This is a genomic window from Caballeronia zhejiangensis, assembly GCF_000698575.1.
Taxonomy (GTDB): Bacteria; Pseudomonadota; Gammaproteobacteria; order Burkholderiales; family Burkholderiaceae; genus Caballeronia; species Caballeronia zhejiangensis.
In genome coordinates, this window is record NZ_JFHD01000018.1 from 1 (window position 1) to 21,394 (window position 21,394).

The window sequence follows — 21,394 nt, forward strand, 5'->3', positions numbered from 1 at the left end:
GCGCTTACATGAAATTGAGCATACAGACCCATACAACGGGTGCCAGATTGATGCGACACGAAAGCGCTCCTAGAAATTTATAGCGCCCCGAGAGCCAATACGTGCAGCGTTTCGTCTCCCAGTTGGAGTTTTGCCTCTGCGGCCTTTGACGCTGCTTGCCATCGTCTGACGCGGTATAAATCGGCCATCCGTTGTCCTTCCCCATGCGGGGTGGCCCGGCTCATAATACGGTCGGCTTGCTCGGCAGTTCGCTGCGTAGCTCCTGCTGGATAGGGAAGTGCCTCGTGAGCAGTTCGGTCACTTCTTCTATGCCCTTGAGAACGCCGACCTCGTACTTGGCGAGCTTGAAATTCGCCTCCATTTTCTTGCAAATCCTTTCCCATTCGGCAGCGTGCACCCGGGCGTGCACACCTCGGTCAGCGACGATTTCAACATCACGGTCGGCGAGCAGGAGATAGATGAGTATTCCATTGTTGTGCTCAGTGTCCCAAACACGAAGCTCCGAAAAGACATCAATTGCGCGCTCCCTCGCTGTCGTGCCGCGCCGTAGTTCACTAACGTGCAGTGCGCCGTCCACGGCAAATCGAACCTGTCCTATGTGGGCGTGGTGACTTGTCTGAATCGCCTTTTCAATTGCTCGCAGCGTCCGGTGTGGGAAGGCACGGTCCACTTGCCAGCGAGTCATGAACATGTGTCTGACGACGCGTCTTAGGTCCATGGCTACCACCTGCCCGAGGCGCCGCCGCCGCCGAAACCACCGCCGCCACCGCGAAACGGTGACCTCCCCGACCCGCCACCCCGTCCGCCGATAGCTCGCCCTCCGACGTACGCACCCATGCCACCACCCACCAGCGTAAACACGAGAGCAATCGCCCCCGCGACGATTGCCACAAAGACTGTCCCCGAGAGCACCCATGTAATGCCCGCAACAGCGCCGCCCGTCACAAGCGAGCCCGGGAGACGTCCCATGATGGAACGAAGCACGCCACCAAGCGCCAAGGTGAGCACGAAAAGGATGGGCAAGTAGCCTCCTACGCGCCCTGAACGACCGCCTGCGTTTCGGTCCGGCGCGGGCAACGGTTCACCATTGATGACATTCATCATGCTGTCAACACCGGCCGTGATACCGCCGTAGAAGTCTCCCTGTCTGAATTTGGGAACGATTACCTCGTCGATGATGCGATGGCTCGTGGCGTCATTCAGCGAGCCTTCGAGGCCATATCCCACTTCGATGCGTAACGTTCGGTCATTTTTTGCGACGATGAGTAGCGCACCGTCGTCGATACGCTGGCGACCAAGCTTCCATTGCTCGACAACCCGTATCGAATACTGCTCGATGGTTTCGGGTCGCGTCGTCGGAACGATGAGCACCGAAAGCTGACTCCCTTTGTTCGCCTCGAATTTTTGTAACGTCTGCTCGAGCGCTGCGCGTTGGTCGGTGGTGAGCGTCTTGGTCTCGTCGGTGACGCGCGAGGTTAGCGTTGGAATCGCGACATCTGCGTTGGCAACAAGCAGCCAGAACGAGACGAGCGCGAAGAAAACGATTCTGGCCGCTTTCAGTATGTTCAATTGGCCGCTCCGCTCGCCGGCGCCGCGCTGAAGTCAACCTGTGGAGGGCGGGCAATCTCCGCTTCGTTCGACACCGAGAAGTTGGGTTTCTCCTTATAGCCGAACGCACTCGCCGTTAGATTTGACGGAAACGAGCGCACTGTGACGTTGTAGTCCTGCACCGCCTTAATGTAGCGGTTTCGGGCAACCGTGATGCGATTTTCAGTTCCTTCCAATTGGGCTTGCAGGTCCCGAAAATTGGCATCTGACTTCAGCTGCGGATAATTTTCAGACACCACCAGCAACCTCGAGAGCGAGTTCGTCAGTTGGGCCTGAGCTGCTTCGAACTTCGCGAATGCCTGCGGGTCGTTGATAAGCTCAGGAGTCGCCTGGATGGAGCCCACCCGTGCCCGTGCCTCCGTCACGCGCGTGAACACATCCTTTTCCTGGCTTGCGTAGCCCTTGACCGTATTCACAAGATTGGGAACGAGGTCGGCGCGCCGCTGATACTGGTTCAGCACTTCTGACCAGCTAGCCTTTACCTGCTCGTCCCGAGTCTGGATGGTGTTATAGCCGCACCCCGAGACTGCGAGAACGATGACGGTGACCAAGCCTAAAAGTAGTGTGCGCATTGAGCTGTTCCTATCCGTCGAGAATCCGGCTCCTGTACTTGCCACAGGACCGCGCGCCGTATGCGACGACCGCAAATTCCTTGGTTGCCAGGTGGAAGCGACGCACCACCGCCGAGATGGTGATGCCAGCCTACGCTCGAAGAGAACTTTGCTTTTGACGCACATCAACGAGGTTCATGTTTGACGTTGCCCCCTTGCTGCTGCGTCACTGGCCAGTCTTGATGACAAGCTGTCGTCAGCTCCGGAACTGTGTGGAAACGCTTCTCGCTCGCGATTCTCGAGTCACGATTCCAGCCACATCGCACTTCCCTTGAGTTAGGTCAATCGACTCTTCACCCCCGTCGTTACAGTCGACAACGTCCAGCCAGTTATCAGGGAGCCCGGTATGAAGATGCCTTCTCACGTCGCGTCACCGTTTTGGAAATCGCGCGGCGCTATTGCTTTGCTCGGCTTCGGGGCGATAGCCGCATTCTTTATGTTCTCAGAACATCGCGCGCACTTTCTTGGCGCGCTTCCATATCTGCTTCTCCTGGCGTGCCCGCTGATGCATCTTTTCATGCACCACGGACACCATCACGGAGAGCGCAGCGTTACTCAAAGCACGGACACGGAGGGAGGGCGAGATGAATGACCCAACTGGCGGGTATGGACTGTGGGGGCTGGTTGCCATCAACTCCCTAATCTTCATCATCTTCGCTTTCAGTTTCTTCAAACCAAATACTGCCCGAGACTGGCGCACCTTCGGAGCTTTCTCGGCGTTCGTCGTCGCGCTGTTTGCCGAGATGTACGGCTTTCCGCTTACCATTTATCTTTTGGCTGGTTGGCTCCAGGCGAAATTTCCGCAAACGAACCTGTTCACCCACGACGCCGGTCACATCTGGTGGACGATAACCGGCCAGCACGGCAATCCGCACCTTGTCTTCCCACATCTGTCCAGCATTGCCCTTATCTTCGGTGGCTTCTATCTGCTGTCGACGGCGTGGCACGTCCTCTATGAAGCGCAGCGCAAAGGGCAACTGGCAACGACGGGACCCTATGCTCGAGTTCGGCATCCGCAGTACGTCGCCTTCGTCATTATCATGGCTGGCTTCCTGCTGCAGTGGCCCACGTTGGTGACGCTCGTCATGTTCCCGATTCTCGTCGCTATGTACGTGCACCTTGCCCGTCAGGAGGAGCATGATTCCGAACAGCAGTTCGGACAGGCGTGGCGCGAATATGCCGCACGAACACCGCGCTTCGTTCCGAGGCTATCTGGCAGGGATACCGCGCAGGTCCAATGAGGCATCGAGGAAGTGGGCGTGTACCGTATACAGCCACGATACCCGCCCTACAATCCGAAGCGATGAGTCAAATCTCTACGTTGCGCAAACGCAGCGCGTTCGAGATGACTGAAGCCGAACTCAAACTCATTGCTAGCGCCGCAATCATCGGGGACAGCAACAGCCCTGTGAATGGATAGAGCACGCCGGCGGCCAGCGGGACACCCAATGCGTTGTAGACGAACGCGAAGCCGAGGTTCTGCTTCATGTTGCGGATGGTGGCTTCAGATAGCTCCCGGGCCCGCGCGATGCCGCGCAAGTCGCCTTTGACAAGCGTGACCTGAGCGCTGCTCATCGCGACGTCCGTACCGGTTCCCATCGCAACACCCACGTCGGCCTTGGCGAGCGCTGGCGCATCGTTGATACCATCTCCGGCCATGGCCACGACCTTGCCTTCCTCCTGGAACCTCGTTACGAGCGCAAGCTTGTCGGCGGGCTTGACCTCGCCATGGAACTCGTCGATTTGGAGCCTCGTCGCCACAGATTTGGCTGTCACGACACCGTCGCCAGTCGCCATCACAACGCGAATGCCGTCTTCCCTGAGCCGCTTCAATGCCTCGGATGTCGTCGCCTTTATCGGGTCCGAAACCGCGAGAAGACCTGCCAGCGTCTTGTCGACCGCCAGGTACATGACGCTCGCCCCCTGCGCTCGCAGCGCATCGGCCTCTGTGGCGAGTTCCCGAACGGAAATGCCTTCAACTTCCATCAACGCGGTGTTGCCGAGCGCGAGTTTCCGACCGCCGACAAGTCCTCGCACGCCAATCCCGGTGCTCGATTCGAAGTTTTCCACCTTCTCGAGGGCCAGTTTTCGATGACTGGCCGCATCCACGATGGTCGCGGCAAGCGGGTGTTCGCTACCCTGGTCGAGGCTCGCCGCGAGCCGGAGAACATCTTCCTCCGAATGTCCGTTCACACCGACTGCACGGTCAAAGGCGGGACGCCCCTCGGTTAGCGTGCCCGTTTTGTCCACGATAAGTGTGTTGACCTTGCGCAGATTCTCAATCGCGGCGGCATCCCTGAAAAGCACGCCATTGGAGGCCCCTTTGCCGCTCGCAACCATGATGGACATCGGCGTAGCGAGCCCGAGTGCACACGGACATGCAATGATGAGCACCGCCACGGCGTTGATGAGACCGTACACCCAGCTCGGGTCGGGGCCGAACAAGCCCCAGGCGAGAAGAGTCAAGGCCGCGATACCAACTACGGCGACGACGAACACACCCGCAACCTTATCAGCCATGCGTTGCATTGGCGCCCTCGAGCGCTGGGCCTGCGCCACCATCTGGACGATTTGTGCGAGTACGGTTTGAGACCCGACTTTCTCCGACTTGATAACGAGGCTGCCCGTCGCATTCATGGTCGCGCCTATGACATGGTCTCCGACCCGTTTGCCGACAGGAATTGGTTCGCCCGTAATCATTGACTCGTCCAGCGAGCTGGAACCCTCCATGACCACCCCGTCCACTGGCACTTTCTCGCCCGGCCGTACGCGGAGCAGGTCGCCAACATGGACGTGAGTCAAAGGGACATCCTCCTCAGTTCCATCAGCATTGATACGCCGCGCAGTCTTCGGCGCGAGACCCAGGAGCGCCTTGATAGCAGCGGACGTTTGTGACCGTGCTTTCAGTTCAAGTAGTTGACCCAGCAGGGTGAGCGAAATGATGACAGCCGCAGCTTCAAAGTACACCTCGACACGACCGTGGGCGATAAAAGCTTCAGGAAAGACTCCCGGAGCAACCGTCGCGATGACGCTATAGGCATAGGCCGCGCCTGTGCCGAGTCCAATGAGCGTCCACATGTTCGGGCTGCGATTGACGAACGACTGAACGCATCGTACGAAGAACGGCAGACCTGCCCAAACGACGACGGGGGTAGAGAGAACGAACTCAACCCAGCTCTGGGTGGATGCTTCTATCCAGTCCAGCCGATGGCCAAACATGGCTAGGACGAACACCACGGCGGTCAACGGCAGGGTCCACCAGAATCTGCGACGAAAGTCGGTCAATTCCGGATTCTCTTCGTCCTCGAGACTGGGCAACATGGGCTCGAGGGTCATCCCGCACTTTGGGCAGTTTCCGGGATGGTCCTGGCGAATTTCCGGATGCATCGGACAGGTGTATATCGTGCCCTCCGGAGAAGGCTGCACAGATGTATCGTTCGGCCGGTCGACATAACGCAGCGGGGCAGCCCGAAACTTCTCCTGACATGACTCGCTGCAGAAATAATATTGATATCCGTCATGTTCGGACCGGAATTGCGAATCCGCAGTGACACGCATACCGCAAACGGGGTCCTTGAGCACGCCATTAGTCTCCGCTTTTGCACCGACATGACCATGCCCGTGGTGCGCGATGTGATTGTCGTAAACATGCCCAGACGGTTTACCCTGTACATTGACCGTAGGCTGGTCATGTTGGCCGCCCGGCTCGTGGGCAGCACCCAAATGGTCGTGAGAAGTCTTACCGTCGCTAAGTGGCCTGCTCATATCGAGTGCTCCCATCTCGTCGTCATGCCCTGAACAACTTGCCTCGGTTATCGTAAACCTCGACCCATGGATGCATCAATGCGTCCCGCCAACCAGTTTGTCGAGAATCGGACAGTCGGGGCGTGAGTCCCCTTTGCAGTGTTTCGCCAGATGCATGAGCGTATCCCTCATGTCCACCAGTTCCTGAATTCTTGAATTCAAGTCTGCAATATGCGCGTTCGCGAGCCGCTTGACCTCACGACTTGACCGGCTGCGGTCTTCCCAAAGAGCCAGCAACACCGCAATTTGTCTGGTCGAAAATCCGAGATGTCGGGCCTGCTGAACAAAGCGCAGCACTTGGACATCTCGGGACGAGTACACCCGATAGTTCGACCCGGTTCGCGCGGCAGCCCGAATCAGGCCCGTTTCCTCGTAGTGTCGAATCATCTTGGCGGACATGCCCGATGACTTCGCAACCTCACCGATGTTCATGGTCTCCCCTTACGAAACGGCCGCTCGACCGATACAACCCATTGTTGACCTTCCTGCCATGGGAAGGTCAAGGAGCTTCAATCGGTGGCCGCTCCTGAGCGATAGACTCGTCTGACAATCGGTATGGACATGCTTCGCACTCGCCGAACTAAGCCAGACCCGCCGGCTGTCACTCGATTTTTCTTCGACGTCGGCACGGACCCCGGTCGAGCTCGGCGTCGAATATCTGCCGTACGGCGCGCTCAAAGAGCATCGCGAGAATCTTGCGCGCTTCGACAACGTGACGGGCCCACTGAGGCAGTCAGCACGTCGACCGGGCACGGGGGGACGTCCCGTCCGCCGTCTTTCCCGCTCACGGAGCCGCCTCTGAAGCCGTCCGCACGCGGAAAAAGCGCTCCACGGGAAGAACTGCGATGATTCCGTCGTCCCCTGAGGCGCCGCGCGCGGTGTCCATGATTTCCTGGACCAGCGCATCGACACGCTCGCTCTCGGTGAAGACTTCAATCTTGATGTGCTCGGTCGTCCAATCGTTCGAGAACGGGTTTGGATGAGTCCCGAATCCTTTGACTCGCGTGACGGTCAACCCATGAACGTGAACTGTTCCCAGCCGCCGTTCCAACACCTTAAGGACTTCGGGCCGCACAATTGCAACAACGCATCTCAGTTCCATGCTCCCCTCCATGACAAGTTGCGAGAAAGCCGCTCGGGCCTATCCTCTTGGCGCCCACTTCGCATCGACTCCCGCCTGAATCTTGCCCGCATCCTGAACGCCGTCCTGCGTCATCTGGTAAGCAATCTCAGCGGTACCCTGGCACACGGCACAGGTCACGGCCATCTCGTCTTCGAAGCACTGCAGGTTCGAGCGATGCACGCCACGATTCTCGCAACCGCACCAGCAGTAAAGCTTGTTGAGAACTGCGGGAATCTGCGTTGCAACCCAGTAGGCGTGCCGCACGTCCTTGGCAACGAACTTATTCGGACTCAGCACGTGGGAGGCATCTGACCGGCCACTTGGGATGATGCGCAACCCGTCAGGACGCAGCATTCCGATATGCCAGGGAACTGCGGCAGTTCCTTGCCGTACCTGACTGGATGGTCCTGCCACCATCGCAACCGATGTCGTCTCGTGGCGCATAAGAGACGGCCCCCAGACCATCGCAGCAGGTATCGCGAGAACCAGCGCCGACAGGAACAGCAGATGAAGCCGCGCTTTTCGCGACGGCTTGCCCCACGGATTCTTCTCGGGTGTATCGCGTTTCATTATCAGAGCCTCCCAGTTCTTCTGTCGGCGCCGGGGTCGAGCATCGCCTGACTGCAGGAATGCAGTCCCTGCATCATGCTGATATGCATCGCCGTCATGCCAACTGCACCCAGCACGACAATCAAACCGATGGCCGCAAAGAGACCGATGATGATGTTCAATATCGGCTTTCCGTTAAACATGATTCGCTCCCGTGCTACGCAGGGACTCGGCGCGACGACCATCAATGCCACACCGGCCCTGCGTAATGCCATCAGAGTGTTGAACTACGAGCCGCTTTTTTCCGTCGCCTGACCGGACTTCTCCGGTCTATCGGTTTGGGTCTGCATGCCGCGCATCATGAACAGCATCGAGAGCGGGCAAATCAGCACGCTGGCTATCGCGATGAATCTGCCGAGTTCGCCTCGTATCTGAGGCAGTGCCCAGTAGCCGACTGCAAGAATCAGTGCGAGAGCAAGCGCAATCGTCACCATCGTCTTTGTGTTGCACTTCATGATTGAATCCTCAAGGCTATGATTTGAGATTTAGCGGGAGAGTGCCGACTCATTCACTTCGACGGAGCCCCTGCGGCTTGGTCCGAATACTTAAGCATGATGTCGCCCATCGCGCGCATCATCTCGCCGTGCATCTTCATCGCGGTTTTAGGGTCCATACCGGCCGTACCACCCATCATCGGGCAGCCCCCCATCATTCCGCCCATGCCCATCATTGGGCCGTGTTCCCGGCTCTGCGATGACGAGCCGGGAGAGTTGTTCACTCCTGCTCCTGCTGCCATGCTGACCGCACTTGCACCCAGAAGTACTGCCGAAACAATCAATGCACCTACAGTTTTCGTGTTCATGAAAAGCTCCGAATCCGATTGAATCGTGTCGCTCGTAAAACGTTCATGCGCAGGTCGACAGTCGCTGCGCGCAGCGAACGTGCGCGAGCCACGGCGTAGAACCGTTCAAACCTGGTCGAAAGAGGAATTACAGCGAGCGAGGCGGAGGGGCGGGAAGTTCGGGAATGAACTCTTCAGCGAAGGCGGGAGTTACGGCCCGAAAGACGGGCGACGAAGGCGTGACGAGGACCGAATACTTCACGGGTATGGCCGACACACCGCAAAGGGAACCGCCTGCGCCACCCGGGCAGACGTGTTGCGCGTTCACGGCGCTGTGTTTCGCGTCATGTGCGCAGGGTGTCGAGTCCGAGGCACCCGACACACTGGCTTGTCGTGAAGCCATTGCCGTCATTTCCGGGCATGACGTCGCCGATGCCGGGTAGCCCATCAAAGGCAACCAGACAATCAGAAAACATGCGACGAATTTTACCCAGAATTTCATGAAGTTCAGTATAGGCTTGGTCGCAGCACAACGCTACGACACGTCGCGAGATTCGAGTGTGGCTTCATGTCACTGGGACCATTTCCTCAGGTGCGACAGGAACGCATCGGCACCGACGAATCCCGCGAGCTGCGCGTCGCGTTGCTGCCTGCCGTTCCTGTCATAGAAAATCAGTGCCGGCGGCCCGAAAAGTCCGAAGCGCCGCAGCATCGCTATGTCCTCGGGCGTGTTCTTCGTGACGTCAATGCGCAGCAGCTTCCATTGAGCAAATTCGATTACTACGCGCGGGTCAGTAAACGTGAAGCGCTCGAGTTCCTTACAACTGATGCACCAGTCCGCATAGAAATCGACCATAACCGGTTGGCCACGTGCTGCGTTGAGCGCCTGGTCCAGTTCTGCATTCGACCGTATCGCCTCGAAGCGTGCGGCTCCCTGGCCGGTGCTCTCCGACGAAACTCGCATCACACCACCAAGGGGCTCGAGGACGTCCCGCTGACCTGACAAAGCACCAATGAACTCGGCGATGCCCGCGACCAGTAGCAGCACGCCGAGCGCTTTGCTCACCCGCGTAGTCGCGGGCGCAGCTGTTGGCAGCGGGTCAATCGCGTGAAGCATCACGCCGCAACCGGTGAGCAGCAGCGCAATCAGTATCATCAACAACCAAACAGGCAGCAGCGAATAGACGAACCACAGCGCCGCTGCCAGCAGCATTACCCCCAGCGTGTTCTGGACCGCGACCATCCAGTGACCGGCCCGAGGAAGCATTCTAGTTCCGAAGGTACCGACGAGTAGCAGCGGAATTCCCATCCCCATACCCATCACGTAAAGGGCCAGCGCTCCCCCAATGACGTCGCGGGTGTTGGCGATATACAGAAGTGCGCCGGCCAGCGCCGGCGTCGCGCACGGCCCGACAATCAGCGCGGACAGCATGCCCGCAATGAACACTGGGACAAGGCGCCCCCCAGGCAGACGATTGCTCCATTCCGTCACTCGGGTCTGCCAGCTCGTCGGCAGTTGCAGTCTGAAGACACCGAACATTCCGAGCGCCAGGATGACCATGAGCACGCCAAAGCTGGCGAGCACCCAAGGCTTTTGTGTTACCGCCACTAACGGGATGCCGATGAGCGCCGCAATGGTGCCCGCCGCCGCATACGTAATCGCAAGCCCCTGCACGTACGCGAATGTTAGAGCGAAGCCTCGGCCAAAGGACGACGGTTCCCGCGCTCCCCCGATAACCGCGGTCACAATGGGAATGAGCGGGTACATGCACACGGTACCGGCCATTAACAAGCCCGCAAGCAGAAAGCCGAACAGTTCGGCGAGGGAAATGCCATTCGCAGGGTGTAGATTGAGTCCAAGCCTGGCGGCCGGCAGGGCGTCGCCAGTGTCGGGAAATCCGTCAACAGCCGCCGGCGCGTTATTCCCTGGTGCGACGGAGGCAACTGAGCCATTCGCTGCCACGCGATAACTTCGCGTCTGCGGCGGATAGCAGACGCCCAAGTCTGCGCATCCCTGCGATGTGACGGACAGCACAATGCTGCTCGCAATCGGGCGGGGCAAAGGAATACGGATTTGCATGGGCCGGTGGTAGACCGTGACCATGCCGAATGTTGGGTCGCTTTTCAGCTCACCCGGCGGCATGTGGTCCGGCTTTATCGGTGTGCCGTCGACCGCAAAACGGAACCTGTCCCGGTAAAGGTAGTAGCCTTCGTGAGTGTTGAAATCGAGTTGCACCTCCTGCGGCGCGCTGAGCGTGACCTTTAACGGGAAAGCTTGTTCAGGTGACAGTAGTTCCGACTCGTCGACAGCGTGGGCGGCCAGCGACGTCAGTACGAACAGCAAGCCGAGTGCAACGCGCAACACGCGTTTGACCGTCGCGCTCCATACATTGGTTGATATTGCTAGCATCGCTGGCCTCTGTCTCCTGTCGGCCGGACCGCAGGCCCACCGCACATAGCGAGCCTGCGAGTACGGTATCAGTACCTCGTCAAGACTGCTTTTCAAGCCTCACAATGGTGAGGTTGCCGTCGACGTTCTCGATGCGAACCCGGACCTTGTCACCCTCGTGAGCTTGCGTGACCATCGCAGCATCTTTTGCCTTGAAGGCCATCGTCATTGGCGGCATGCCGACGTTCTCCAGCGCGCCGTGCTTCAGCGTAATCATGCCGGTCGTTGCGTCTACCTTTTTTACTTCTGCGTCGGTCAGCGCGGCGTTCGACGACGCCTTCGCAGCCGACGGCTTCGCGGACATGTTCATGCCGGCCATGTCGTCGCCCGCAAACGCAGGGGTGGCAAAGACGGCTGCAAACGCTGCTGTTGCGACAATCAGATTCTTCATTGGACTTCTCCAGTTTCGGTAGATGGCACTCTCGTGCCGGAAGGTACTTCACTATGAAAAGGTGTCGCGTCGGCCTGCCGCGCACGACGGCGCTGTAACAGGAACCAGGCAGCAGGAATCACAAACATCGACAGAAAGGGTGCGGTGACCATGCCGCCGACCATCGGCGCGGCGATGCGCTGCATGACCTCTGACCCCGCGCCGTGTCCGACCATGATGGGGATAAGACCAGCCAGCACGACCGCAACCGTCATCGCTTTTGGCCTCACGCGCAACACAGCGCCTTCGCGTATTGCGTCGAAAAGCAGCGCCTCTGTCAGAGGCTCACCGTCTTCCAGGCGACGATTGAGGGCACCCTTAAGGTACAGCAGCATGACGACGCCGAATTCAGCAGCAACACCGGCGAGCGCGATGAAACCCACTGATGTAGCGACCGACACGGCATGGCCCAGTAGCCAGACGAACCAGAGGCCGCCGACCAGCGCGAATGGCACTGTCGACATGAGCAGCAACGCATCGGCCGCCGAATTGAAGGTCAGGAAGAGCAGCACGAAGATGACGACGAGTGTCACGGGAATGACCGTGCGCAGTTTCGCCGCCGCGCGCTCCAGGTACTCGAACTGCCCGGACCAAGCAATCGAGTAGCCGGGAGGGAGGACGACCTTTTCTGCGACCGCACGCTGCATCGCTTTCACAGCTGACTGTAGGTCCGTGTTACGGATGTCCACGTAGACGTAGCCCGAAAGACGGGCATTTTCGCTGCGAATCATCGGGGGACCGTCGGCAATCGTGATATGCGCTACATCACCGAGCTGGATTTGCGCGCCACGGTCCGTCACGACTGGCAGCTGTCGCAGCTTCTCGAGGGAGTCCCGAACCTCGCGTGGATAGCGGATATTGATGGGAAAGCGCTCGCGGCCTGCAATCACCTCGCCGACATTCTCGCCGCCCACCGCGGAGGAAACGACTGCCTGGATATCCCTCACGCCAAGCCCGTAGCGGGCCGCCGCCGACCGGTCGATATCGACATCAATGTACCGACCACCATTCAGCCGTTCGGCCAATGCGGACGTCACGCCGGGTACATCCTTAACCGCCGCTTCCACCTGCGTCGCAATTCGGTCGATTTGTGAAAGGTCCGCGCCCGAAATCTTCACCCCGACGGGCGTCTTGATGCCCGTCGACAGCATGTCCAGGCGATTACGGATGGGGGGCACCCACACGTTCGACAACCCCGGGACCTTGACTGTCGCGTCCAGTTCGTCGACCAGCTTCTCCGGCGTCATGCCCGGGCGCCACTGGCTGCGCGGCTTGAACTGAATCGTGGTTTCAAACATCTCAAGGGGGGCCGGGTCTGTGGCAGTGTCGGCGCGGCCGGACTTGCCGAAGACAGTGGCCACTTCCGGCACGGTCTTGATGAGCCGGTCGGTCTGCTGCAGTAGTTCCGACGCTTTCTCAGCCGAGATGCCCGGAAGCGCCGTCGGCATGTACAGCAGGTCGCCTTCATCAAGTGGTGGCAGGAATTCCCCACCGAGACGCGAAACCGGGACTATCGTGGCAGCCAACGCAACCACGGCGAGCCCCATGACAAACCACGGGCGTCGAAGCGTTGCTTCGAGCAGCGGCCTGTAGAGGCGAATCAGCACCCGGTTGATGGGATTGGCATTTTCGTGCGGGATGCGGCCACGTATGAGGTAGCCCATCAGGACGGGCACGAGCGTGACCGACAGTCCCGCAGCGGCCGCAATCGTGTAGGTCTTCGTGAATGCCAGCGGCGAGAACAGCTTGCCTTCCTGCCCTTCCAGCGAGAAGACTGGAATGAACGACAGCGTGATGATGAGCAGAGAGAAGAAGAGCGCCGGCCCCACTTCAGCCGCAGACGTGGCAATGAGGTCCCAGCGTTGCGAGGCAGAAATCCGCGTGCCAGCATACTCATGCTCGAACGCTTCCAGATGCTTGTGCGCGTTCTCTATCATCACGATGGCTGCGTCAATCATCGCGCCGATGGCAATCGCAATGCCGCCAAGCGACATCAGGTTCGCGTTGACACCCTGATAGCGCATCACGATGAAGGCTGCGAGGACGCCGAGCGGTAACGACAGAATCGCGACAAACGCGCTGCGCAGATGGAACAAGAAGACCGCACAGACAATCCCGACGACGATGAACTCCTCGATGAGCTTGTCCTTGAGGTTGTCCACGGCGCGCTCGATAAGCTGCGAGCGGTCATAGGTCGTTACGACTTCCACGCCGGCGGGCAGAGAACGTTTGAGGTCGGCGAGCTTTGCTTTCACGGCGTCGATAGTCGTCAGCGCGTTCTTCCCCGAGCGCATCACGATGACGCCACCCGCAACTTCGCCCTGTCCATTCAGCTCCGCAATGCCGCGCCGCATCTCAGGTCCAATCTGAATACGTGCCACGTCGCCGAGCAACACAGGTGTACCCGTATCGTTCGTGCGCAGCACGATGTTGCGGAAGTCATCCAGCGAGTGAAGGTAGCCGGAAGAGCGGACCATATATTCGGACTCCGCCATCTCGACCACCGACCCGCCCGATTCCTGATTCGCCTTGCCCAGTGCATCGGTCACCATTGCCTGGGTGATGCCATATGCGCGCAGTTTGTCCGGGTCAAGGACGACCTGATACTGGCGCACCATGCCGCCAATGCTGGCCACCTCAGACACGTCGGGGACCGACTTCAGCTCGAACTTCAGGAACCAGTCGTTCAGCGCGCGCAGTTGCCCGAGGTCGTGCTGCCCTGTCCTGTCGACAAGCGCGTACTCGTACACCCAGCCCACGCCGGTTGCGTCCGGACCGAGCGAGACCGTCGCTCCTGGCGGCAGGCGGCTTTGCACTTGGTTTAGATATTCGAGCACGCGTGAGCGTGCCCAGTACTGGTCGGTCTTGTCATCGAAGAGCACGTACACGAACGCGTCGCCGAACGAGGAATAGGCGCGGATGGTTTTTGCGCCCGGCACGCCGAGCAGCGTTGTGGTCAGCGGATAGGTGACCTGGTCCTCGATGACCTGCGGCGCCTTGCCCGGATACGAGGCCTTGATGATGACTTGCGTATCGGACAGGTCCGGTAGCGCGTCGAGTGGCGTCTCACTCACCGAGTAGACACCCCAAGACGCGACCAGGACCGTCGCCAGCAACACGAGGAAGCGATTGCGGATGGACCAGCGGATGAGACGCGCAATCATTTGGCGCCTCCCACCGGTTCGACCTTCGTGAGCTGATATCCGTCATCCGTCTGCCTGAACACGAAATGCACCGTCTCGCCCGCCTTGACGTCCGGGAATGCATCGGGCGAAGGCTTGTTGAACGCCATCGTCATCGCGCCCCAGCCGAGCGCCGGAACGGGCTGATGTGAGAATGTGATGTCGCCCGCAGTTACCTTCTCGACCTTACCGGTGGTCTCATACGTCTGAGTCGCCGCAGGGGCAGAGGCTGGCGCCGAAACGGTCGCGGGCGTAACGCCCGTTGCCCCTGATGCCGCGCGAGTTTCGAGCCTCGGCAGAACTGATTTCAGGCTGGCTTCGGAGTCGATGAGGAATTGGCCGGAGGCGACAACCGTCTCGCCGTCGTTCAGGCCACTGAGCACCGCAGTCTCGTTGCCAACATCGTTGCCGACGGTGACACTAACAGGTTGCAGGCGTCCGTCGCCGTTCTTCACGATGACGACGGAGCGTTTGCCGGTTGTGATGACGGCTTCTGAAGGCACCAGCAGCCGCGGCACTGCCTTCTGGCCAGCGACGCGCACTCGCATGAGCATGCCCGGCGTCAGCTTTAGCGCTGAATTGTCGAGTTCAAGGCGAGCCTGCAGCGTGCGGCTCGTCGTGCTGATGCCAGGCAGGATTTCCCGAATCTGGCCTTTGAAGTGCTGGGACGGGTCACCGCTGAACCTAGCGTCGACCGTCATGCCGGGTTGCACCGTCAATGCGAGCGCTTCCGGGATTTCGACGACAAGCCACAACTTCGAGAGCCCCGCGATTTTGGCCAGCGTTTGCCCCGGCGTGACCATCGCGCCATCCCTGACGTTCAGTTCGCTCACGACGCCCGTTTCTGGCGACGACAGCACGACATGGGTCTGCGCTTTACCGGTCCGGTCGAGCGCCGCGATGACGCCGTCCGGAATCGACAACGCCCGCATGCGCGCGCGGGACGCTTCCAGCAGGCCGGTGTCCATTCCACTGCGCCTGAGCGCGAGGTATTCCTCCTGGGGTGCCAGCCAGTCGGGGACGAATAGCGACGCAATCGGTGCGCCTTTCGCAATCCGCTGCATCGGGGCGCTGGCGTATAGGTGGTCGATGTAACCTGTGACGCGTGACTGCACGACGTCTGCCCGCGACTCGTCGAACTGTGTAGTGCCGACGGCGTCGAACCCTTCCGAAGTTTCCTGACGGCGCACGGTCGCGTAACGGATACCGAGGTTCTGCTGGAGGCCAGGGTCGATGCTGACGCCCGTCGAGCTACCACCTTCGTCCGCGTAGACGGGCTCAAGTTGCATATCCATGAAAGGCGACTTACCCGGCTTGTCGAAATGCTGTGCCGGGACCATCGGGTCATGCCAATACAGCACCTTGCGACCCGTTTTCGGGTCGACCTTGTCGCCTGACGTGGAGGCGGCGGCGACAGCGCCTGCTCCTCCTGAAGCCGGACGATGGGTGCCGGCAACATAGCCGACGGCGAGCAGCGCCGCTGCCGCAAACACCGCCAAGGCTGCGCGTGCCAGTTGTTTCTTTTGCATTCGTTTCTCCTTCACTGACCCGCAGTCATCGAAGCTGGGACGACCTGGTATTCAAGCTGTGCCCAGGTCTGTGACACGTCTCGCCGCAGTTCAAGCACCTGAAGTTCAGCCTCTAGTTGCGCGCGTCGAGCTGCAAAGGTGTCGGCGAGTGAGCCGGTGCCTGCCTTATAGGCGGCAGCCGCTAGTTGTACGCGCTGGCCAGCAGCCGGAAGTAGCGAGTTGGAGAGATTGGCAATGCGCTCGCGACCGCTCGCGAGGGTGGCGGACTGAGTGCGGATGTCGGCTTCGACCTGACGCTGCGCGTCCTCGTACATCAGGCGCGCCTTAGTGCCAAGCTCCGCTTTTTCCGCCGCATCCCGGTCCTGGCGATTTTTGCGATTGATGGGCAACGGGATGCTGACGCCAATCGACACCATATTCGAGTACGCTCCGCCGCGCTGTTGGTACGCAACGCCCCACGTCCAGTTCGGGCTTCGGTTACTGTTCGCGACGGCCGTATCGGCATCGGCGAGCGCGATGTCGCGCGACGCAGCGACGAGTGCCGGCTGTACCTCACTGAGCTCCTCCGGAGGTAGCGTCGATACGTAGGATAGGGGCGCGGGCGGCTCGCCCGCCACGTCGGACGCAGGCATCGCCGTCCATCGAGACAACCCGATGAGTGCCGTCTGGAAAATTTGGCGGGTCTTGAGCAACTGGTCCTGGGTCTGCGCGAGCATCACCTGCGCTTGCGTGACATCAGCGGCGGTCGCCTTCGCCCCGCGGTATGAAGCCTTCGTCGCGGCGAGCTCATGACTCATGTGTTCAACGAGTTCCTGCTGCAACAAGACAGTCTTCTTTGCGTACACCGCATTCAGCCACGCGATGGCAGTCTGCTGACGCGTGTTCGCGAGCTGAGCAAGATAGCCCGCTCGCTCGCGGTCAACAACGTCGTTTGCTAGAGCGGATTGGAGTCGGCGCTTCTCGCCCGACACCCATTCCTGCTCGATGCCGACGCGACGCATCGTCATGAAATCCTGGCCGACCGTGAATTTCTGCTGCCCTGTCACGGGCAGATTATCGATGCCCGCCTTGAGTACCGGGTCGGGCAACTGACCTGCCCGGATGGCCGCTTCTGAACTCGCGCGCACCGAGGCCTGCGCCGCCCCCATGACGGCAGAATGGTCGGTCGCCGCCTGAAGTGCTGCATCAAGCGTAATGGGTGTTTCCTGAGCGTACACAGTCACGCTCGTGAGAATCAGCGCGGCAAAAAGTGAATGCGCGCGCGGGGATGCACGCCGGTATGACGGCGTGCCAATGATTAAAGGCATGTTCTAACCCCAACGGCGGACTCCCATAGGGAATCCACGTCCTGAATGCAGGACGACCTCGCCGCTATTGCGGCGAACCTGTCAGCAAGGGATTAGAGAGTGCGAGGAGGTCGCCAGAGGCCGGCCGGTTCACGGTCGACGAGCGAGTGCGCGTAGTGGAATTGGGGCGGGCTGGACAAGGCGGCAGGACGCGTTACCTCGAGGCGCGAAACCGGGTGGTAGAGGCTGCCGAGCTGGCATTGCGCCGTTGCCTTGCAAAAGTACCCTTTAGCCTTCTCAGGTTGAGAAGATTTCGTCATCTCGCACCCGAGCATCTCCGACGACATCGCGCTTCCTTCGTCAGAGCCCGCGCTCATCTGCATCGGACATTCTCCGGTCAAGCCGCTGGCCGCCAGCCCACTGATGGGCAGCACAGCGCAAAGCAACAGGAGGAGCAGTATCCGAAGAAATTTCATGTCTAGAAGCGTAGCGAAGCTATTTTATACACGTTCTAGGAAATTTGTCGTCCGCGCCGCTTTTTTACCGGCCACGACGTGCACCGGCAGCACGTCCGGCGGAGCAGCTCAACGCGGTGCCGATTACCGCGCTAGGATGCACGCGAGGTTTTATAGTGCAGCCAACATCACTAAGCGTCCGGTACCTGCCGGCGGTAAATTTACGCACAAAGCTACGGCGCAGCAGGCCGGAACCCACTTCTATCCTTCAAACGACCACGTAGACCGTCAGCATGCGCTTGGACCAGGGACCAAAGCGGTTGGCACACTGCTAGTTCCGACGGACCGCGGTTGTAGGGGCAGTTCGCCGCAATATCCGGAGACGTTCGAGCCCCAGCCCGTGAATTTCGGAAAAAAAAAGACCCGGCGTTGCAACCGGGTCTGAAGGGATGGCGGTGCACACGACTACCCGCACGTCCGTCGAACGCTTAGGGAAGCATAGTCGAGGTCCACCATCCGCGTGGACGTCAAAACGGCATGAAGTCGCGCGAGACACAGTGTCCCGCGCGCCGGCTCTTAAAACATCGGTAGCACCCTCTGACGCACGTCGAAACCGCTCAGAACCGATGACGCAACGCTACACGAGCACGCCTGATTTGAAGTCGTCGCTTTATCACGAAGAGTCTTGATTTGATACGCAGTCCTATTTGCCAAAACTTAACGCAGTCATTTTTACCAGATTTTGCATCCCAATATTCTAACTATACAAACCAACGGCGCACGGTTCATTGCGCTGGGATTACATTTTGGCAATCTGTTCGTCATCAGACGTCTTCAATACGCTCCGAGGCATTAAGATGCGAGAGTAGGTAGCCAACCGGGAGAATGCCAACCAACTTCATCCACATTTTCTACGCTTCAAACGTTGCGCAATTTTCATGTTGAAGCCATGCTCCCGACAGAGTCCAAAACCTAAACTTTCCTCCAATCAAACTCACTTGGAGGACGCAATGAAAGTAATCCCGTTGTTGGTTGCTACCCTGAGCATCGCCGTCGCAGCGCCAGCTTTTGCCGAACATGCCTATCGCTTGAACGGCGTACAGCCGACCCGAGTGGCCGAATCGTTAGCGGCGTCGAGCAGCAGCACGCAGTCGTATGGCGGCAGCTCCGATGGCGTGGCTGCTACAGGCAAAATTGGGAAGAGCCGCGCGGAAGTCGTCGCCGAAATGATTCAAGCGCAACGGGACGGCATCATCCCCACCAGCAAGAACGACTACCCGCCCAGCGAGAGAACCATCGAACGCAATAGAGAACTCTATCGGATTCGCAATCGCTGACCTCCACACAACTAGGATTTCAGGCCAACTTGCTTCGCTCGACGGATGGCCTTAGCCAACGTGGCACAAGAGTTTGCAGAATTCAGCTGGCGATGGGCGGCAGTTCGACGGAAAAACGAGAGGTTCGTCGAACTGCCAAACATGGATTTCTTCAGCGAAGACAGCGTTCGAGCCGCCATGAAGCGTTGATTGGATGATGTTGGCCGATTCCCTTCTTCTCGGTGAGAGCATGAGACACTGGGTTCTTCCTGCAGCGTCATTGTCGGCCGTCGCGCTCGTCGGTGCGACCGCGTTCGTCTTGTCTGGAAGCTACAACATGGGGGCAGATGCTCCGCATTGGTCCCTTACCTACAAGATTTTGCAAACATTGCGGATGAGGTCCATCGAGGCTCATTCGAAGGACATCGCGCTGCCAGACCTCAATAGTCCCGAACTCATTCTTAAGGGCGCGGGGCAATACGCGGCAATGTGCGTGACATGCCACCTTGCACCTGGAGTGAAAGATTCGGAGCTGGCTCCTGGACTCTACCCTCAGCCGCCGGAGCTGGCGAAGTCGCAATTGGACCCGCGCAGCGCATTCTGGGTTATCAAGCACGGCCTCAAGATGAGCGCAATGCCCGCTTGGGGCAAGACACACGATGATGAGACGATTTGGAGTATGGTTGCCTTCGTGAACAAACTGCCGAGTATGAGCCCACAGGAATACAAGGAAATGGTGGCCAACGCGCCTCCAGACGAGGAAATGGAGAGTATGAAGAACATGCCTGGAATGAAGTCGATGCACGGCGCAGCAGAGGACGCGAAGAATGATGCCACTTCCTCACATAGCCCAGAGACCAGCCATCATACTCATGGCGCGGACTGAAGTTTTCCAGTCACGCTTCGAGGGCCTTCGTACAGACTGAGGCGCTCCGCATGAGGCTGCCGGTTTCTCGATTGGTTGGCTCGCGGAGAGGTCGAGTTTCGGCCACGCGGACGGTTTCGTACGGCAAAGGCTGAACGCGTATGCCAATACGCGTTTTTGCCGGTAAGCGATTCCGTCCACCTTGGGCCCGGCAGAAATGTCGGGCCTTTTTTTCAACACAGGAGCGTTGTCGCGAACAAGTTGCAAAGTGCCAACTGCGCAGCGCGCGGTTGCGCATCGACGCCACAGCAACGGCGTTTCGGTCGACCTGCTGGGCAGCGACAATTGTTTTGGCCGGTCGTTGACGATCGTTTTGGCCGGTGGTGAGGAGTCTAAGGGCGGCGCAGTCGCCGTAGACGATGAGCCACCGGCGGCGCCAGGTCGACGGGCTTTAGGATGGACTGATCGAAGCTTGAAGAAGAAGCGGTCAGCTCATGTCTGGAACCCGCATTACCGACCAACAGGTTCATCTCTATATGAACAAGCGCAAACAGTACTCCCAGGAAGTCGCGGCCGCCAAGACCGGTATCAGCGTGCGTACGGCGCGCCGCATCGAACGTGACGCCACCTTGCCTTCTCAGAAACCACGGCAAACATGGCGGACCCGAGCTGATCCCTTCGTCGACGTATGGGAGAGCGAAGTCGTACCGCTGCTGCGCAACGCGCCCCACCTGATGGGCATCACGATCCTGCGCAAGCTGCAAGACGATCACCCGGGTTGCTATCCCGATAGCATGCGCCGCACGCTGGAACGGCGTATTCGCCAGTGGCGGGCGCTTGAAGGGCCTACGCAGGAGGTGTTCTTCCCCCAGGAGCATCAGCCCGGTGTGCGCGGTCTGTCAGACTTCACCGATATGAGCAAGCTTTGCGTGACGATCGGCGGTGCCCCATTCGGTCATCGGCTGTATCACTTCGTACTGGCGTTCTCGCGCTGGGAATACGCGAACGTTGTTGAGGGAGGCGAGAGTTTCGAGGCCCTCGCAGCGGGATTGCAGAACGCGCTGTGGCAGGCCGGCGGCTGCCCGCGCGAACATCGCTCTGACAGCCTGTCGGCTGCCTTCAAGAATCTGACAGAGCAGGAGGACTTCACGAAACGTTACTCAGCGCTGCTCGACCATTACGGCATGGAGGGCACGCGCAACAATCGGGGCCTGGGTCACGAGTATGGTGCGGTAAAAAATATGTCACAGTGGTTCTCAACAACCCCGCATCGTCTATCGCATTGACGTTTCCATGACGACATAATTTTCAGGCTGACTGATATTCCACTGATCAATGATGGGGGA

Annotated in this window: 20 protein-coding genes and 1 pseudogene; 5 read left to right on the forward strand and 16 right to left on the reverse strand. The window is 59.3% G+C overall.

The window, feature by feature from the left end; translation table 11 throughout:
• Positions 1-220 precede the first annotated feature (220 nt).
• The 3 genes from BG60_RS21415 to BG60_RS21425 are packed head-to-tail and all read right to left on the reverse strand — an operon-like array spanning position 221 to position 2,180.
• The gene (locus BG60_RS21415) at positions 221-718 is read right to left on the reverse strand and encodes a TPM domain-containing protein (RefSeq protein ID WP_033536755.1); all 498 of its coding nucleotides are present in this window, start codon (positions 716-718) and stop codon (positions 221-223) included.
• A gap of 2 nt (positions 719-720) precedes the next feature.
• Entirely contained in the window at positions 721-1,569 is an 849-nt protein-coding gene (locus BG60_RS21420) for a TPM domain-containing protein (protein WP_033536754.1), read from the reverse strand.
• Positions 1,566-2,180 (reverse strand): LemA family protein, encoded by a 615-nt coding sequence (locus BG60_RS21425; RefSeq protein ID WP_033536753.1) that lies wholly within the window; start codon positions 2,178-2,180, stop codon positions 1,566-1,568. The genes BG60_RS21420 and BG60_RS21425 overlap by 4 nt, the downstream gene beginning before the upstream one ends.
• Positions 2,181-2,571: 391 nt before the next feature.
• On the opposite strand from BG60_RS21425, the gene BG60_RS37030 reads away from it, so the two are divergent.
• Both BG60_RS37030 and BG60_RS21430 read left to right on the forward strand, forming a co-directional pair.
• Positions 2,572-2,811 carry a DUF2933 domain-containing protein gene (locus BG60_RS37030; RefSeq protein ID WP_081851870.1) on the forward strand — a complete coding sequence of 80 codons (240 nt, stop codon included), beginning with the start codon at positions 2,572-2,574 and terminating at the stop codon, positions 2,809-2,811.
• Positions 2,804-3,460 (forward strand): methyltransferase family protein, encoded by a 657-nt coding sequence (locus BG60_RS21430; RefSeq protein WP_034472839.1) that lies wholly within the window; start codon positions 2,804-2,806, stop codon positions 3,458-3,460. The genes BG60_RS37030 and BG60_RS21430 overlap by 8 nt, the downstream gene beginning before the upstream one ends.
• 67 nt (positions 3,461-3,527) lie before the next feature.
• Here the strand turns inward: BG60_RS21430 and BG60_RS21435 are convergent, their stop codons facing one another.
• The 13 genes from BG60_RS21435 to BG60_RS39640 form a co-directional block, all read right to left on the reverse strand.
• Positions 3,528-5,999, reverse strand: a complete 2,472-nt coding sequence (locus BG60_RS21435) for a heavy metal translocating P-type ATPase (protein WP_277621795.1) — start codon at positions 5,997-5,999, stop codon at positions 3,528-3,530.
• Between the two features lie 60 nt (positions 6,000-6,059).
• Positions 6,060-6,455, reverse strand: a complete 396-nt coding sequence (gene cueR, locus BG60_RS21445; protein WP_029672610.1) for a Cu(I)-responsive transcriptional regulator — start codon at positions 6,453-6,455, stop codon at positions 6,060-6,062.
• A 352-nt stretch (positions 6,456-6,807) separates the two neighbouring features.
• Complete coding sequence (locus BG60_RS21450; protein WP_029672611.1) at positions 6,808-7,125, reverse strand: P-II family nitrogen regulator; 318 nt, start codon at positions 7,123-7,125, stop codon at positions 6,808-6,810.
• Positions 7,126-7,164: 39 nt separating this feature from the next.
• The gene (locus tag BG60_RS21455; protein WP_049815765.1) at positions 7,165-7,716 is read right to left on the reverse strand and encodes a PCYCGC motif-containing (lipo)protein; all 552 of its coding nucleotides are present in this window, start codon (positions 7,714-7,716) and stop codon (positions 7,165-7,167) included.
• Between the two features lie 2 nt (positions 7,717-7,718).
• A complete protein-coding gene (locus BG60_RS38790) occupies positions 7,719-7,877 on the reverse strand; it encodes a hypothetical protein (RefSeq protein WP_160172906.1) in 159 nt (52 codons plus the stop codon).
• A gap of 105 nt (positions 7,878-7,982) precedes the next feature.
• Positions 7,983-8,210, reverse strand: a complete 228-nt coding sequence (locus BG60_RS21465) for a DUF2933 domain-containing protein (RefSeq protein WP_029672614.1) — start codon at positions 8,208-8,210, stop codon at positions 7,983-7,985.
• Between the two features lie 53 nt (positions 8,211-8,263).
• Positions 8,264-8,557 carry a hypothetical protein gene (locus tag BG60_RS21470; protein WP_029672303.1) on the reverse strand — a complete coding sequence of 98 codons (294 nt, stop codon included), beginning with the start codon at positions 8,555-8,557 and terminating at the stop codon, positions 8,264-8,266.
• 550 nt (positions 8,558-9,107) lie between these two features.
• Positions 9,108-10,946 carry a protein-disulfide reductase DsbD gene (gene dsbD / locus BG60_RS21475; RefSeq protein WP_033536827.1) on the reverse strand — a complete coding sequence of 613 codons (1,839 nt, stop codon included), beginning with the start codon at positions 10,944-10,946 and terminating at the stop codon, positions 9,108-9,110.
• A 79-nt stretch (positions 10,947-11,025) separates the two neighbouring features.
• Positions 11,026-11,376 carry a copper-binding protein gene (locus BG60_RS21480; RefSeq protein ID WP_029672306.1) on the reverse strand — a complete coding sequence of 117 codons (351 nt, stop codon included), beginning with the start codon at positions 11,374-11,376 and terminating at the stop codon, positions 11,026-11,028.
• Positions 11,373-14,579: an efflux RND transporter permease subunit gene (locus tag BG60_RS21485; protein ID WP_029672307.1), complete on the reverse strand. Its 3,207-nt coding sequence runs from the start codon at positions 14,577-14,579 to the stop codon at positions 11,373-11,375. Before BG60_RS21485 ends, BG60_RS21480 begins: the two co-directional genes overlap by 4 nt.
• Positions 14,576-16,126, reverse strand: coding sequence for an efflux RND transporter periplasmic adaptor subunit (locus BG60_RS21490; protein ID WP_029672308.1), 1,551 nt, complete (start codon positions 16,124-16,126; stop codon positions 14,576-14,578). The genes BG60_RS21485 and BG60_RS21490 overlap by 4 nt, the downstream gene beginning before the upstream one ends.
• Before the next feature lie 11 nt (positions 16,127-16,137).
• Positions 16,138-17,433 carry a TolC family protein gene (locus BG60_RS21495; protein ID WP_029672309.1) on the reverse strand — a complete coding sequence of 432 codons (1,296 nt, stop codon included), beginning with the start codon at positions 17,431-17,433 and terminating at the stop codon, positions 16,138-16,140.
• A 92-nt stretch (positions 17,434-17,525) separates the two neighbouring features.
• On the reverse strand, positions 17,526-17,888 hold the full coding sequence (locus BG60_RS39640) for a hypothetical protein (RefSeq protein ID WP_029672310.1): 363 nt from the start codon (positions 17,886-17,888) through the stop codon (positions 17,526-17,528).
• A 989-nt stretch (positions 17,889-18,877) separates the two neighbouring features.
• On the opposite strand from BG60_RS39640, the gene BG60_RS21505 reads away from it, so the two are divergent.
• The 3 genes and pseudogenes from BG60_RS21505 to istA all read left to right on the forward strand — a co-directional run.
• Positions 18,878-19,204, forward strand: a complete 327-nt coding sequence (locus BG60_RS21505; protein WP_033536748.1) for a DUF4148 domain-containing protein — start codon at positions 18,878-18,880, stop codon at positions 19,202-19,204.
• A gap of 229 nt (positions 19,205-19,433) precedes the next feature.
• Entirely contained in the window at positions 19,434-20,069 is a 636-nt protein-coding gene (locus tag BG60_RS21510; protein WP_233409885.1) for a c-type cytochrome, read from the forward strand.
• A 473-nt stretch (positions 20,070-20,542) separates the two neighbouring features.
• Positions 20,543-21,301: pseudogene (istA, locus tag BG60_RS21515) on the forward strand (IS21 family transposase); the annotation flags it as partial.
• Positions 21,302-21,394 lie beyond the last annotated feature (93 nt).

Excerpts from the sequence above, each read along its gene's own strand:
- BG60_RS21465 (WP_029672614.1), bottom strand. The coding sequence starts at position 8,210 with ATGAAGTGCAACACAAAGACGATGGTGACGATTGCGCTTGCTCTCGCA.
- BG60_RS21505 (WP_033536748.1), top strand. The coding sequence starts at position 18,878 with ATGAAAGTAATCCCGTTGTTGGTTGCTACCCTGAGCATCGCCGTCGCA.
- BG60_RS21450 (WP_029672611.1), bottom strand. The coding sequence starts at position 7,125 with ATGGAACTGAGATGCGTTGTTGCAATTGTGCGGCCCGAAGTCCTTAAG.
- BG60_RS21425 (WP_033536753.1), bottom strand. The coding sequence starts at position 2,180 with ATGCGCACACTACTTTTAGGCTTGGTCACCGTCATCGTTCTCGCAGTC.
- BG60_RS21470 (WP_029672303.1), bottom strand. The coding sequence starts at position 8,557 with ATGAACACGAAAACTGTAGGTGCATTGATTGTTTCGGCAGTACTTCTG.
- BG60_RS21480 (WP_029672306.1), bottom strand. The coding sequence starts at position 11,376 with ATGAAGAATCTGATTGTCGCAACAGCAGCGTTTGCAGCCGTCTTTGCC.
- BG60_RS37030 (WP_081851870.1), top strand. The coding sequence starts at position 2,572 with ATGCCTTCTCACGTCGCGTCACCGTTTTGGAAATCGCGCGGCGCTATT.
- BG60_RS21485 (WP_029672307.1), bottom strand. The coding sequence starts at position 14,579 with ATGATTGCGCGTCTCATCCGCTGGTCCATCCGCAATCGCTTCCTCGTG.
- BG60_RS39640 (WP_029672310.1), bottom strand. The coding sequence starts at position 17,888 with ATGAAATTTCTTCGGATACTGCTCCTCCTGTTGCTTTGCGCTGTGCTG.
- cueR (WP_029672610.1), bottom strand. The coding sequence starts at position 6,455 with ATGAACATCGGTGAGGTTGCGAAGTCATCGGGCATGTCCGCCAAGATG.
- BG60_RS21435 (WP_277621795.1), bottom strand. The coding sequence starts at position 5,999 with ATGGGAGCACTCGATATGAGCAGGCCACTTAGCGACGGTAAGACTTCT.
- BG60_RS21430 (WP_034472839.1), top strand. The coding sequence starts at position 2,804 with ATGAATGACCCAACTGGCGGGTATGGACTGTGGGGGCTGGTTGCCATC.
- BG60_RS21495 (WP_029672309.1), bottom strand. The coding sequence starts at position 17,433 with ATGCCTTTAATCATTGGCACGCCGTCATACCGGCGTGCATCCCCGCGC.
- BG60_RS21455 (WP_049815765.1), bottom strand. The coding sequence starts at position 7,716 with ATGAAACGCGATACACCCGAGAAGAATCCGTGGGGCAAGCCGTCGCGA.
- BG60_RS21490 (WP_029672308.1), bottom strand. The coding sequence starts at position 16,126 with ATGCAAAAGAAACAACTGGCACGCGCAGCCTTGGCGGTGTTTGCGGCA.
- BG60_RS21510 (WP_233409885.1), top strand. The coding sequence starts at position 19,434 with ATGAGACACTGGGTTCTTCCTGCAGCGTCATTGTCGGCCGTCGCGCTC.
- BG60_RS21415 (WP_033536755.1), bottom strand. The coding sequence starts at position 718 with ATGGACCTAAGACGCGTCGTCAGACACATGTTCATGACTCGCTGGCAA.
- dsbD (WP_033536827.1), bottom strand. The coding sequence starts at position 10,946 with ATGCTAGCAATATCAACCAATGTATGGAGCGCGACGGTCAAACGCGTG.